Raw genomic sequence first — 14,252 nt, 5'->3', positions numbered from 1 at the left:
CGCTCCCTTCCCGCAGGGCGGGAAGGGCGGGGGGATGGGTGGGTGGCCGCCACCGGCGGCCTGGTCGTCAAGTGTCCCGCACTCGTTCGCCATCCACAAATCCATCGGGTCACGAAGGGGATACCGCAAATATCCCCGTAGTTGGCCTGTGGAGTTGGTGGATGGTCGGGGCGCGAAGCGCCTGGATGATGATTTTTTGCTGTGCGAAGTGCGGCCGTTGTTATGCGGGAACGGTTCGACGAAGTGAGCCCGTTAAGGCAAGGTCGCCTTCCCTTTTCATCGAATGTTTTTGGCCGCGGCGCGGAAGGGCATCACGGCAGGCTTGCCTGCCGCGCGGTGGGCTGGTTCGCCGCGGCCTTGGTATGCCTGCGCGGCAGAGCCGCGCCACTTTTTGGGGGATGCCGGGTGGGGAGGCCGCGCTTGCGCGGCCGGGGCGGAGCGCGGAGCGCGGAGCGAGCCGGCGGGGGGCGCTTGCGCCCCCCAAGAGGCGGGGGCTTGAGATTGCGTTACTACTAGTTTTTGTTAAAAAAGGGGGGTTAACAGCCGCGCGCGTGTTAGCGTCCCGAGCAAACTCTGAAACGCCTTGCGCAGCAAGGCTTTGCGAATTGCGTATGTCGCCGATGTACGAAATGACCGTCGCCGATATACGACCATTTTGTCGCCGATCTACGAGGCTATCCATCGGCGATATACGAGGGCCTCAACAGCCTATCCAGAGGCTTATCCACATTGTCGGCGATGTACGAACCGCGTCGGCGATGTACGAGCCAGATGGCCACATGCTCCACTAGGGCCGTAGGTAGCGCGATTCGCGCATTTCCCTTGATTTATGCGGTCTCGCGGGCATCGAGGAGCCTCCCGATATGTCGGCGATATACGAAACCGGCGTCAAAACGTCGGCGATATACGAGTGGCCGACCGGCCTCTGGAAGCGTTCCCTTCATTCCGTATTCAATCCTGCATGGGAAGCTGCGGCTATCTCTCCTGATGAAATGAAAGGCGCCTATTCTCGTGCTTGAGCGCTCTTGTTGTTTTTTGCATCATGGTTATAATACGGAAAAAAGGAGGTGGTTCGATGACCGCACTGAACGAAGCAAACCAGGAACGGGCCGTAGCTGCCGGCCCGCTTCCTCCGAGGGACCAGACCGAGTCCAATGCAGCATCCCCGGATGCGGCGAACGAGCAGCTCGCAGAGCTTGCCGCCGAACTCCATCAAACGGCCGATGCTATCGAGCCAGCGGTACGGATGGAAAAGGATCGCAAGCACCTGCAGTTCATCGCAGGCTCGGCGGTCAAGCTGAACTTCATTCTCGCAACGGCCTTGCTCGTCAGCGTCGTCGCGAATGGTGTGCTCGGCTGGCGTGCGTTCAACCCGGATCGTCAGTATTTCGCCTCCGACAACGGCCGCATCTTCCCGTTGATCCCGATGTCGCAGCCGTACCGCAAAGCGGCCGATGTAATCCAGTACGCGAAGGACACGATGAATCGCTCCTTCACGATGGACTTCCTGAACTGGCGTCAACAGCTCGAGGACGTGCGCGGCAACTACACGCGCGACGGCTTCAAGTCGTTTATCGCGTCTCTGCAAGCCTCTGGCGTGCTCGCGACCGTTCGCGATCGCCGAATGAACATGTCGGTCACTGCCGGCACTGGCGTTCTCACGAAGGAGGGCGTCGAGAACGGCGTCTACGTGTGGTACGTCGAGATGCCGATCGAGGTCAAGCTCTCCGGGCAGACAAGTGAGCTTCCCGCGCAGCGCTTCCTCGCAACGGTTCGGATCGAGCGGGTTTCGACGCTCGACTCCATTGAAGGCATCGGCGTCGGCCAACTGGTGACGAAGCCGCTTTGAGGACTCGAACGATGAAACGACTCGCCCTTTTGCTCGTTGCACCGTTGGCGGCCAGCTCGCTCGCACCGGCGATGGCTCAGAACGCGCAGCAGCCTCAGTCTCAACCGGCGCAGCAAAGCGCCGCACCGGCCGCGCAAGGTGTCGCTTCGCCGGCGCCAGCAGCACCGGCACCGCAGGCGCAGCAGGCGCCGCAGTGGGTGAATGCAGCCGCGCCGAACGGCGGCTTTCCGCCGCCGCCTGGTCAAGCGCCGATGAGTTCGCAGCAGCAAATCCAAGCTGCGTTCCCGCAAACCAACTATGGAGCGGCGAATTATGCTGTGGCCGGACAACCCCCGCAGGGCTATCCGCAGCAGTATCCGGCGGGAGCCGCACCTCAAAACGGCGTCGCGCCGATGCCGCCGCTTGCGCCTCCGAGCAATTTCGAGCGCGCGGAGCAAGTCGTCTCGCCGTTTAGCAACGACGAGATCGTCAGGCTGCGTCAGCAGCTCGATGACTCTCGCAAGGCAAAGGCGTATCACCCCGTTCGAACCGTGCCGCGGATCAGCAGTATTTCGGTCGACCTTTCGCCGGGTGCCGCGCTTCCGATTGCACGTGTGTTGCCTGGCGAGCAGACGACGCTTGTGTTCGTGGATTCGACCGGCGCGCCGTGGCCGCTCGCAGTCGCGCCGCGCGTCTCCGATCCGCGCTACTTCGATGTCGAGTGGCTGCAAGGCACGCCGTCCGTCGTGATCTCGGCGTTGTCGGCCTATGAAGACGGCAACGTCACGGTCTTCCTGCAGGGCATGGCGACGCCCGTGGTCGTGAAGCTGGCAACGGGTGAGCCGGACTCGAAAGAAAAGAGCCGCGTCGTCGACTATCGCCTCGATCTGCGCGTGCCGGGCCGAGGCCCGAATGCGCAAGCGCCGTTTCTCGGAGCGGGGCGCGTCGCGCTGTACGACGACACGATGCAGGCATTTCTTGACGGCATCCCGCCTCGCGACGCAAAGCGCGTGACGGCACATGGCGATGTGCCGGCGCGCACGCAGGTGTGGCAGTACGGCGACGCGATGTTCGTTCGCACGAACTACGACATTCAGACGGCATTCGATCAGAGCATGTCCGCCGCTGATGGTACGCGCGTGTATCGGCTTCCGCCGACCCCTTACGTCACGTTGTCCGAGATGGGCCGGTCCGTGACGCTCCAACTCGACATCAACTGAGAGGCCAGAGCATGAGTACACAATCGGACGTCGGCCGCCAAAGCAAAGTCATCGCGATCGGGGTCATCGTGGCGGTTGCGGCTATCGGCTATATCGCTGCGACGTACTTCGCAGATAGTTCGCGCAAGCAATCGCAGATCAGCAACTTGCAGACGCAAGGGCGCGGGACACCGACCAAAGAAAGCGAGCAATACTCGCAGGTTCTGGACAAGTACAACCGTGCGAAAGCGACCGACGCAGAGCAAAGCGGACAGTCGTATCTGTCGGTGCTTTCGAGCCGCACGAGCAACGTCCCCGAGCAGCCTGCAAGTGCGCCGCCGGCCCAGCCGCAAGCCCAACCGCAGGTCGTCTATTACCAGCAGCCGGCCCAGCAGCAGAATCCGCAGCAAGATCAGCAGCGACAGAAGGAAGTCGCTGACCAGATGCAGGGCTTGATGGCGAACTGGGCGCCGGTGGCGCACGGTACTGCGCGCGTCTCAACGGACAGTGTTGATTACGCGAAGTCACTGACGCGCGTATCGGCCAGCGAAGCTACTCAGCAGGCGGCAGCGGCGGCCGCGAAGGTCAAGGTGGTCGATGACTTCGCGCTGATTCCGGCAGTGCTGCAGACGGCTATCGATACGGACGAGAACTCCGTGGTGCGGGCGTATATCCCGAACGGCCAGTATGCGGGTGCGGTGTTGTTCGCGATGGGCTACAAGCGCATCACCAACACGGTGGACATGACCTTCAGCTACATGAAGTGGCAAGGGCGTTCGTACAAGGTCACGGCGAAAGCGATGGATCAGGACACGATGCGCACGGCGCTGTCGGGCGAGGTCAACAACCGTTACTTCTCGCGCATCATCATTCCGGCGATCGCGATGGGTATCGGACGTACCGGTCAGCTCTTCGAACAGTCGGCGGCGCAGAACATCATCACGCCGCAAGGCGGTGTGATCCAGACGTATCCGTCGACGCCGAAATGGAGCGCGGTGGGCGGGACGATCGCGGGAGGCATGGGCAACCAAGCGGGCCAGGTGCTGGCCAACGATGCGGCGAACATGCCGGTGAAGCAAGTTCTCATTCCGAAGGACACGCCGATCTGGATTCAGTTTATCGGTCCGGTGCTGGCAAGCGACGACGTGGCCGCCGGCGCGGCAGGTCCGACCCAGCCGGTGCAGCCGATGCAACCCGGTACCGACCCGCTGGGCGCGGTTGGCCAACCGGCATCGCAGCCGCCTCGCCAAAACTTTCCGCCGGCGGCTCCGAACGGCGGTTACGGCAGCACGCCGTACAACATGCCGGGCTATACGCCTCCGGGCTATTACCAGCCGTCGGGGTACGGCTACTATCCTCGGTATTAACTCCGTATAATGGCTACAATACGAAAAGGTGCCCGATATGAGCGACCCGACAGACAAGGACAAACAGCCGGATTCCGGCGTGGACATTTTCAACATGAAGCCGGACACGAAGAGTTCGAATCAGGCCGGTAAGACGCACGACGGTGCGGCTCAGACTGCCAAGTCGAAAGCCCCAGCATTGCAGGGCTTTGCGTCGAAGCTGGGGCCCGTGCATTTCGCGGTTGCTGCGGTGATTATCGCGGCGGCATGGATCGCGTGGCCGCACATGTTCGGTGGATCGTCGCGGGATACATCGACGACAACTCGCATGCTCAACCCCGATCAGGCAATGAGCGACGCAAGCCGAACACAACAGCAGTACCAGGCGAGCGCCAACCAGCCGGCAGCGTCAGCTCCGACGACTTCGGCGTCGAGCGTGGCCACGACCGACGCGCCGTCGGCCAGCGCGGCCTCAGCGGCGACGGCTGTTACGGCCGCATCGTCGCCGTTGCCGGCGAGCGAGACAGCAGCGCAGGCGCAGTCGACGAAGGAAGCAGAGCTGCAAGCGAAAGTCGATGACCTACAGGGCAAGTTGGCCGCAGCGGAAGCTCAGGCGGCGAAGTGTCCCGCACCGGCCGCCGCGGCAACCGCGAGCGTCAGCAAGCCGAAGCACCGCGTGAGGCACACCTCGACCTCGCCGCGTCGTTATGCGACTAGCGCAACGACGTCGCACGTCGGCACTGGAGCCACGAAGCTGGGCGACTTCACGCTCAACACGGTCTATCGGGATCAGGCGTGGATTCAGAACGCCGAACGCACATATGTCGTCCAGGCCGGCGACGTGATCGACGGCATGCGCATCATCCGCGTCGATGCTTCGACGCGCCAAGTGGTGACGTCGCTCGGCACCATTCGATAGGAGCGTCGCACTATGGATCTGGCTCAGATGGTCGTCCATTTCGCCAGCACGTTTTCGGTGGCGATGTGGCGATTCCTTTGGGTGCTCGGCGCAGTCGTCGGCATCCTGTATGTCGGTAACTCGCTGTTGCGCATGCAGCGCGCGTCGCGGTTGCCGGGCCAGTCTCCGGTGACGATCGGCGACATCCTGCCGATCATTTTGATCGGTGGGCTGCTGTTGAACCTGTCGCAGTTCATCAACGCGACGTGGAACTCGTTTGGTACCGGCACGGTGAGCTACGGGCCGATCTCGTACAGTGGGGCGTCCGATTTCGGACGCTTCGCGGACGCGATCAATGCAGTGCTAACGATCGCGAGCGTGGCAGGCGGCGTCTTCTTCTTCCGGGGCGTCGTCATTCTGAAGAAGGCATCGATGGATGGGCAGTCGTCGCATGGTGCCGATGATTCTGTCTGGCGCGCCCTCACGCACATGGTGGGTGGGGCGATGCTGGTTCAGATCCCGGATGTAATCGAGGCGTTCCGGCAATCTTTCGGCCTCTACTGGTAGTTCCATCTTGATAGGAGAAAGTGAATGAAAAAGGCAATGCTCAAGCCCGTCGAGTGGCTCGGGGACCTGGGGCGCAAAGCGCACATCGCCGCGGCGGCGAAGTGCGCGGACTATGTGGAATCGCGCACGCCGCGCGAGCGGCGAATCATGCTGGCCAGCGCGGCGATGACATTCACCGGCCTGTGCGTTGCAACGGCCGCCCACGCCGACGGTCAAGGTATCGCGGGAATGGTCGATACGGCGGCCCAGCAGGGTGACTCGATCAAGACCAATCTCGGGAAGCTGTTCGCGGTCGTCGGCTTCGGCGGTGCTGGTTACGGCGGCTACAACTGGTGGCGCAAGGGCAAGGAGGGTGAGCATAGCCAGATCAAGGGCGGGCAGATCTTCGTTCCGATCCTTGCCGGCGCTGCCCTCGGCGCGACGGGCTTCGTGATGATCAAGGCCGGCGAAACCGTGGGCATCCAAAGCTCCTCGCAAGGCCAGATTCCGCAGTGACCGCTCTCACACGGGGGAGGGCGGTCAACTGACCGCCCCAATAGCGATGACGACAGACCGAACCGACATTCACGACCCGGCCGCCGTCGAGCTCGACAAGGTGCTGCCCAAGCCCAGCTTGGGCAGCAACTTCGAGAAGGCCGCGTATCCGGCGCTTGTATTTTCGACGAAGAGCCGCGTGTGGGGCGACAAGCACCCGCACGCGATGGAGCCGACGGAGCCCGAATTCGAGCGGCAGGATTTGCGCCGCAAAGCGCTCGTCGCTGACGGGCACCGTTGCATGTTTTGCGGCTTCTACTCGTCGCAGAACCAGGTTCATAACCTGAGCGACAACCATCGCGACGTGCGGGCAGAGAACCTGCGCGCCGCTGACCATCTGTGTCACGGCTGGAACCACCTCGGCGAGCTCGGCGAAGGCAATGCCGTGATCGCCTATCTGCCGGGGCTCAGTGCGCAGGACGCAAACCATCTGCAACGCACGATCATCGTCGCACTGCAATCCGATGATCCAGCGGTGCGGGAGGATGCGAAGAAGCTGCTGAACTGGATGGCCTCGCATCGCGACTACGCGAAAGACGCGTGGGGCACGAGCGACCCGGCCGTTTTCGCCGAGGCGATCGTTCGCCTCGAGGAGCAGGACCGGGAAAAGCGCGAGGTTGTCTTCGAAGGCCTCGCCGTAGTTTTCAACCCTGGTCCATACACGCAAGTCGCTGGCACATGGGCGCGCGAATCTTACGGCACGTTGCCGGTCGGCAAGTGGGGCCAGGTGTATCACGACGTTATGAACGCGCCTGCATAAGAGGAACGAATATGGGCTTTCTGGACAAGGGTGTAACCGCGATCGAGGACACGCTCGCTTATCTCGCGCGTTACTGGATCGGCAAGGACTTCGCCGGATACTGCGAGCTGGCGACGGCCGTGGGCCTCACGGAAGAAGACATCAAGCGGCACCCGGGCCTGAAAGACCCGTACATCGTGGTCGATAACAAGCTCGCGCTGCTGACGGCGTTCGACGTGCAGGGCACCTACCAGATCCTTTCCGATCAAGACTTCGGCAAGATGATCGACAACCTGCGCGTGAAGATGAACGGCTACATGAAGCGGTACGGCCATTCGATCACGTTCGGGTTCGAGCGCGATCCCGACCGCTCGCTCGACGAACTGATGCGCCTTGTCGAGCCGCAGATCAACGCCGCTCGCCGCATTGGCCTCAAATCCGAGGACATCATTCTGGACCGTGTGCGTAGCAACGCGCCGCTCGTCGCGTGGGAACAGAACCTGATGATCGTGTACACGCACATGAACGTCATGAGCCCCGAAGAAATGAAGCGGGAGCTCAAAGAGCGGTCGCAGGAGGCGCAAAAGCACGAGCTGCCGCGTATCGATTTTGGCCAAAACCCCGCGTCGGTCCTGATGGCGATGAAGTATCGCCATGACACGATGATCGAGCGTGTGCGCCATGATTTCGAGCGCTGCGGCTCGGACGGGCGCCCTGGCATCATGCTCCGGCCGATCAGCGCTCACGAAGCAATCAAGCGCGTGCGCATTATGGTCAATCGCGAGCGCACCTCGCAGAAATTCCGGCCGGTGCTTCCGGGCGACCGCTTCATTCCGCGTGGGCGGGAAGACAAGCGAGATCATTCGGACCTGACGGCGCCTCCGGTCAATTACCAGATCTGCACGAACGATGTGACGAACCATCGCGAGATCATCAAGACGGATGAGCTGTGGCACGGAAACCTGTCGATGGAGCTCGGGCCGCAAGAGCCGCAGCCGTTCTCGTCGCTGTTCGCGTCGATCGATCGCGAGATTCCGTGGCGCGTTCGCATCGATTTGAATCCGGGTGGATTGAATGAGATGCGCGCGCGGCAAATGATGGTGGCGTTCGTCGGCATGCTGCCGAGCAACCGCCAGATTCGCCAGTCGTTCATCGATCTCAACGAGCGCTCGAAAGAGGACGCGATCTGCTCGATGAAGTTCACGGTGTCCACGTGGTCGCCGAGCGAAAGCGTGACGAAGCGTCGAATGGCCGCGCTGGAGAAGTCGATCCAGTCGTGGGGCATTTGCCAGGTCACGTCGGTACACGGCGACCCAATGGCCGCGTGGGCGTCGACGATTCCGGGCTTCACGACAAAGAACGTGGCCAATCGCATGGTGCCGCCGCTTCCCGACGCGCTCGCGCTGCTGCCGTTGCAGCGGCCGGCGACGCCGTGGGGCGACGGCGGCTCGCTCATCGTACGGACTCCCGACGGCAAGATCTATCCGATCCAGTTGGGCAGCCGTCTGCAGGACACATGGATCGAACTCATCAGTGCGCCGCCGGGTAGCGGCAAGTCGGTGCTCATGAACTCGATGAACAGCGCGACCGTCCACCGGCCGGGCAACGTGCGGCTGCCGTTGATGACGATTATCGACGTCGGCCCGTCGTCGTCCGGTCTGATTCAGTTGATCAAGGACTCGCTGCCCGAACATCGCAAAAGCGAGGCGGCGTATCTTCGCCTGCAGAATTCCCTCGAGTACGCGACCAACCCGTTCGACACGCAGCTCGGCGCGCGCTTTCCGACGTCGCGCGAGCAGGAGTTCCTGGTCGACCTGCTGACGCTGTTCTGCACCGATCCGGCGACGAAGAAGGCGCCGTCCGGGTGCTCGCAGGTGAACGAAATGCTGCTGCGGATCGCTTATGAAGACCGCGCGACGAAAAATCCGCACATGTACGAGCCGCATATCGACCGGACGGTCGACGCGGTGCTCGAATCGTCCGGGTTGAAGACGCAATACTCGGAAGAGTGGTGGTCGGTCGCGAAATGGTGGGAAGTCACCGACATGCTGTTCCAGGCCGGCTATGTACGCGAGGCGTCGCTTGCGCAGCGCCAAGCTGTTCCGATTCTCCCGGACTTTGGTGCGTATCTGAACGACGAATCGATCCGCGACTTGTTCGGTGAGGCCAAGGTTCCGGGCACGAACGAGCCGCTGCTCAAGTACATGTACCGCTGCTTCACGGTCGCGACGTCGAATTACGCTCTGTTCGCGGGCCGCACGCGCTTCGAGCTCAACAGCGAGACTCGCATCATCTCGATCGACCTGAACGACGTCATTGGCGGCAAAACGCCCGAAGGCATGCTTCGCACTGCTGCGATGTACATGTTCGCGCGGCAGATGGCCGCCAAGAACTACTTCCTTCGAGATGAGGTGGTGTTGCCGGTGGTCCCGAAGATGTATCAGGAGTATCACCTGAAGCGCGTTGCGGACGTGCAGGACGAGCAGAAGACCATCGCTTACGACGAAGTGCATAACACGGGCGGGCAAGAGGCGTTCGTGCAGACGATGATTAAGGACGGCCGGGAAGGTCGTAAGTGGGGCATCCGCATCGTCAATGCCTCGCAATACCTCGCTGACTACCCGACCGAGCTGCTTAACGCGGCCACGGCCGTCTATGTCATGCGCGGCGGCAACGCGGCCGACGAAGAGATCCTGCGTTCAATCTACAGCGTGTCCGAGGAAGCAATCAGACGACTGCAGCGCGAAGCGGTTGGCCCCGGCCCCGAGGGCGGTAACTTCCTCGCGCTGTTTAAGACGAAGGTGGGCTTCGTGGTGCAGCTCCTTACCAACACGGTCGGTCCGATCGAGTTGTGGGCGTTCTCGACAACGCAGGAAGACGTCGCGTTGCGCAACCGCCTCTATAAGCGAATCGGGCCTTACGAGGCGCGCAAACTGCTCTCGGAACACTTTCCGTTGGGCACCGCGCTGGAGATGATCGAGCACATGCGTGCGGAGTCGTCCGAGAAAGAAGACGTTTCAGTTATCGAGAGGTTGGCGAGCACGCTGGTCGAACGGTACACGCGCAAGATGATGAAGCAACGGGAGCTGGTCGAATGAAGAACAAGATCGTGATGAGGCCGCTCGCTGCTGCGGTGCTGGCCGGTGGGCTGGTAGCGTCGACGCCGGCGTTCGCAATTTGTGACGGCTGCGTAGTGGGTGCGGTCAATGCGGCCAGCACCATGATTACCGGGGCAATTACCGCGATGAACACGTCGGTCAGCACCCTGCTGTACAACCTCGGCATGGCGGTCAACGAGAACGGTAACAAGACGGCCAGCACCATCGAGGCGGCCGCACGCGCGCAGCGCGAGAACGACGTGAACATGGAAATGAATCGTCGCATCGAGGACGCGCGCCAACGCTACCAAGTGCCCGACAATATCTGCAGCGAATCGGGTTCGGGCGGTGCCGTCCAGGTCGGCGCGGCCGCCGGCGCCGCGAAGGGCGGCATCCGCCCCGGCGGCGGTGCCGCGATCGGCAATTCCGCCATCGCGCAGGCGATCAACTCGCCCCCGCCGGCGCCGGAGATTGACGCGTCTCGCGCGGCGAAGATTCACGCGCAATATTGCGACGCCGACGATTACTCGGCCTACGGCGGAGCTCGGGCGTGCCCGTCGGTCGGCAGCCTGCCGGGCGCGGACAAGCGTATCGACTCTGTTCTGAGCGGCGCGGGCCCGAACGGGAAAGCGCCGGAGTTGACGTTCTCGCAACAGCAGACCGACGTGGCGCGGATGTACACGCAGAACTCGATCCGTCGCTCGATCGGCCCGCAGCTCCGCAAAGGCGAAGCGGATACCGTGGCCGGCGCGCAGTACGTCGGCCTGATGACTCAGTACAACGCGATCATCTCGGCCGCATCCGATCCACAGGATCAGCTCATCGCCGACAGCCAGCCGAACCCGGCGACCAAGGACCTGCTGGCTGACGCGCTGCAGGCGCCTTCGGCAGCTTCGTACTACAACCAGGTTGCATCCTCGCAGGCCAAGGCCACGGGATTGATGTCGGCTCGGGAGTTCGAGGCGTTCGAGGTCGGCCGGCGTTACGCCAATACCCAGTATCAGACGGACCTGCAGGCGATGAGCGGCGACAACCTGCTGCGCGAGCAGATCCGCGTGGCATCGCTGAACAACTGGCTGCTGCTCGAGGTGAAGAACGAGCTGCGCAAGGGCAACGTCATCAACGGCGAAGTCCTCGCGAGCCTGGCGCGTCAGGAATACGAGCCGATCCTGACGCAGAAGTACCGGACAATTGGCGGCCGCATGGGAGGTCAGTGATGGCCACGGAACAGAAAAAGAACGCGCTGCGGACAACCGGCAAGGTCGCGTGGCGAGTGTTCCTGCCGTTTTCGGCGATGAAGCGGACCGTCGTGCTCGCGAAGAAGGAGGTCGAGCGGACGAAGGAAAGCCTCGGCGCTTTGAAAGAGCTGGGTGATGATGCACGCAAGACCATCGTCGAAGGCATCAAGGGGCCGAAGGAGCAGCGCAACGACTCGTTCGCCGATGCAATGAGCCGACGATCGGCGAATGCGCTCAATGAAGAAGAGCTGTACCGCTATTTTCTTGGGAAGAAGCGGATCGCGATCGGCACGGCCGCGTTCTTCGCGCTGATGGGCCTCTACGGCGTACTCGGCGGGATCTGGTTCGGCCATAACCGCGGCATCGCGCTGGGGGCAATTTCGCTCGTTGCCAGCCAGCCGGTTTTCTTCATGGTCGCGTTGGGTGCGCAGCTTCGCCTGTGGCAGTTGCGCACGCACCGGCTCTCGAAAGAAGAGAAGGGCGGCCTTGAAGACTTCATGCGCGAAGTGAAGGGATGGTGGTGGGTGACGCTCGATCCCGAATTCGGTCGCAAAGGGGGAACGCACGCATGAGAACCTCCCGTATCCTCGCTGGCCTGATGGCCGGCATGGCCACCCTGCTGTCGCTGCCGGCGTTGGCGCAAAGCACGTCGCTTGGCGAGATCACGCAGGCGGCGCAACGCTCGGGCGACAAATCGCGCGAAGCGCTCGTGTCGATCTACGGCAACGTCGTGAACAATCCGCTCGCCACGGGCGGCGCCGGCGGCAGCGATACGATCTTGGCCGGGATTTTCCAGGTCGCGAACGGCGCGCTGCTTGTCGTCGGCGCGTTCTTCGCATGCTATGTGATGTTCAAAAAGGTGTCGCAGACGGCCCACGATGGGGCCGTGTTCGACCGCGAGAAGCACACGATGTGGGGGCCGATTCGGATCGTGTGGGGCCTTGCTTCGCTCGTTCCGACCGCGAACGGTTGGTCACTCGCGCAGCTGCTGATGCTGTGGGGTGCTTCGCTGATGGGCGTAGGTATCGCCAACCTCGGCGTGGACGCGTCTGTTTCCGCGTTCGAGAATGGCCAATCGATGGTCGTGCAACCGGTGATGCCGAGCACGGTGAATCTCGCGCATAGCGTGTTCGAATCGAACTTGTGCATGCACGCGATTAACGCCGGCCTCGCACAAGCTGAGTCGAGCGGCGCGCTGGTAACTCAGGACGGGTACATCCAGCAGTCGCCGACGAACTCCGGCTTCGTGTTGAAGAATTCGAGCTTCGTATGCGGCGGTGCCGACATCAATAACGATCTGCAACCGCAGTCGCAGTCGACCGGCTGGTTCAGCGGCACCATCGACACGTCCGATCTTCGGCGCGCGCATCTGCAGGCGCTTCAGGCGATGCAGTCGAGCCTGACGTCAGCTGCGCAAGGCTTCGTCAACGCCGTAGTGCAAAAGCAAAGCGGGGGAGGCGGGGCGCTGCCGGATGCGGAGATTGCGATCCAGTCGGCGGCGCAGCAGTACGAGAACACCATCAGCAGCATGGCCGCCACGAAGCAGGGCAACATCGCGGCGCTCGCGAGCCAGTTGAGCTCGTCGATCAAGGAAGGCGGGTGGTGGACGCTCGGCGCGTGGTACCAGACATTCGCGCAGGCCAATACGAAACTGTCGGATGCAGTGGCGGCCAAAGCATCGGTCTACGGCATGTCGTCCGAAGGCGATCCGTCGATGCTGACGGTCTACCAAAGCGCGATGGCGGCGTACAAGGCGCAACAGGCCACGTCGACGTACACGCCGACGCTCGGCACGACGAGCACGGGCGACTACTCGAAAGGCGCCGCCGGATCGGATGCGAACAAGATCATCGGCAGTTTCTTCAACGCGCCGGGACAGCGGATCGTCAACTACATGATCGACATCAACGCCGGCGGCGAAGGGCGCGGCCAGGTCAATCCGCTCATCAAGATGAAGAACCTCGGCGACTATACAATGGCGGCCGCCGAGACTGGCCTCGGAGCCTACGTGACGGCCAAGGCGATCGCGCAAGTCAAGGAAGGGTGGAGCGTCGCCGGCATGTTCGCGAAGGTGGCGAACGCCGTGTCGTCGATCGGCGATGCCCTGCAGGGCGTGCTCGATGCGATGTCACCGTTCCTGGTGATGGCGATCATCGCGTTGTTCATCCTCGGCGGTACCTTATCGACGTACCTGCCGATGGTCCCGTTCATCATCTGGTTCGGTGCGGCCGTGAACTGGCTGGTCGTGGTTGGCGAGGCGATCATTGCCGCGCCGCTGTGGGCGATCACCCACCTGGGAGGCGAGGGCGATGGTCTCGGTCATCGCACGGCCCACGGCTACATCTTCCTGCTGAACGTGATGGTGCGTCCGATCCTGATGGTGATCGGGTTCTTCCTTGGCGGTGCAGGCATCATTGCAGGCGGTACGCTGCTGAACCAGACGTTCGGCATCGCGCTCGCCAACGCGCAGTTCGATTCGGTAACGGGGCTGTTCAGCATCATCTTCTTCCTGACGATCTATGCATCGATGTGCCTGAATCTCGTGCATAGCTGCTTCAACCTGATCTTCATCGTGCCGGACCAGGTGATCAATTGGGTGGGCGGCCACGCTTCGGGTTCTATCGGACGTGACGACAACGATCGTATGCACAACGCGATCCGGGTCTTCGGGAGCAAGCTCGAGCAATTGCTGCCCGGCGGTGGCCGCAGTGGTGGTGGCAAACGAGGTGGCGGTGGCGATAAAGGCGGCGATGGGATAAAAGCATCGACGTAACAAAATCGGGAGGGTCAGGCTCCATGACCTGC

At 62.4% G+C, this 14,252-nt stretch carries 11 protein-coding genes; all 11 read left to right on the top strand.

Annotated elements, in window-relative coordinates; genetic code table 11:
* Window positions 1-1,075 precede the first annotated feature (1,075 nt).
* Genes BCR55_RS29550 through BCR55_RS29500 form a run of 11 tightly spaced genes read left to right on the top strand, consistent with a single transcriptional unit; the run spans window position 1,076 to window position 14,220 of the window.
* On the top strand, window positions 1,076-1,849 hold the full coding sequence (locus BCR55_RS29550) for a DotI/IcmL/TraM family protein (protein ID WP_065497300.1): 774 nt from the start codon (window positions 1,076-1,078) through the stop codon (window positions 1,847-1,849).
* Between the two features lie 11 nt (window positions 1,850-1,860).
* Window positions 1,861-3,048, top strand: a complete 1,188-nt coding sequence (locus tag BCR55_RS29545; protein WP_065497299.1) for a DotH/IcmK family type IV secretion protein — start codon at window positions 1,861-1,863, stop codon at window positions 3,046-3,048.
* An 11-nt stretch (window positions 3,049-3,059) separates the two neighbouring features.
* A complete protein-coding gene (gene traO / locus BCR55_RS29540; RefSeq protein ID WP_065497296.1) occupies window positions 3,060-4,394 on the top strand; it encodes a conjugal transfer protein TraO in 1,335 nt (444 codons plus the stop codon).
* A gap of 37 nt (window positions 4,395-4,431) precedes the next feature.
* Window positions 4,432-5,292 (top strand): hypothetical protein, encoded by an 861-nt coding sequence (locus BCR55_RS29535; protein ID WP_065497295.1) that lies wholly within the window; start codon window positions 4,432-4,434, stop codon window positions 5,290-5,292.
* 12 nt (window positions 5,293-5,304) lie between these two features.
* Entirely contained in the window at window positions 5,305-5,838 is a 534-nt protein-coding gene (gene traQ / locus BCR55_RS29530; protein ID WP_011875707.1) for a conjugal transfer protein TraQ, read from the top strand.
* 24 nt (window positions 5,839-5,862) lie between these two features.
* Window positions 5,863-6,333: a DUF6750 family protein gene (locus tag BCR55_RS29525; RefSeq protein ID WP_065497291.1), complete on the top strand. Its 471-nt coding sequence runs from the start codon at window positions 5,863-5,865 to the stop codon at window positions 6,331-6,333.
* Window positions 6,334-6,379: 46 nt separating this feature from the next.
* Window positions 6,380-7,132 (top strand): hypothetical protein, encoded by a 753-nt coding sequence (locus tag BCR55_RS29520; RefSeq protein ID WP_065497289.1) that lies wholly within the window; start codon window positions 6,380-6,382, stop codon window positions 7,130-7,132.
* An 11-nt stretch (window positions 7,133-7,143) separates the two neighbouring features.
* Window positions 7,144-10,209 carry a conjugal transfer protein TraU gene (locus BCR55_RS29515; protein WP_065497287.1) on the top strand — a complete coding sequence of 1,022 codons (3,066 nt, stop codon included), beginning with the start codon at window positions 7,144-7,146 and terminating at the stop codon, window positions 10,207-10,209.
* Entirely contained in the window at window positions 10,206-11,426 is a 1,221-nt protein-coding gene (gene traW / locus BCR55_RS29510) for a conjugal transfer protein TraW (RefSeq protein WP_065497285.1), read from the top strand. The genes BCR55_RS29515 and traW overlap by 4 nt, the downstream gene beginning before the upstream one ends.
* Window positions 11,426-12,019 carry a hypothetical protein gene (locus tag BCR55_RS29505; RefSeq protein WP_065497283.1) on the top strand — a complete coding sequence of 198 codons (594 nt, stop codon included), beginning with the start codon at window positions 11,426-11,428 and terminating at the stop codon, window positions 12,017-12,019. Before traW ends, BCR55_RS29505 begins: the two co-directional genes overlap by 1 nt.
* The gene (locus tag BCR55_RS29500; RefSeq protein WP_065497281.1) at window positions 12,016-14,220 is read left to right on the top strand and encodes a DotA/TraY family protein; all 2,205 of its coding nucleotides are present in this window, start codon (window positions 12,016-12,018) and stop codon (window positions 14,218-14,220) included. The genes BCR55_RS29505 and BCR55_RS29500 overlap by 4 nt, the downstream gene beginning before the upstream one ends.
* Window positions 14,221-14,252 lie beyond the last annotated feature (32 nt).

The sequence above is a fragment of the Burkholderia sp. CCA53 genome, from assembly GCF_001685525.1.
GTDB classification, from domain to species: Bacteria; Pseudomonadota; Gammaproteobacteria; order Burkholderiales; family Burkholderiaceae; genus Burkholderia; species Burkholderia multivorans.
This window is presented reverse-complemented; position numbering and strand designations above follow the sequence as displayed.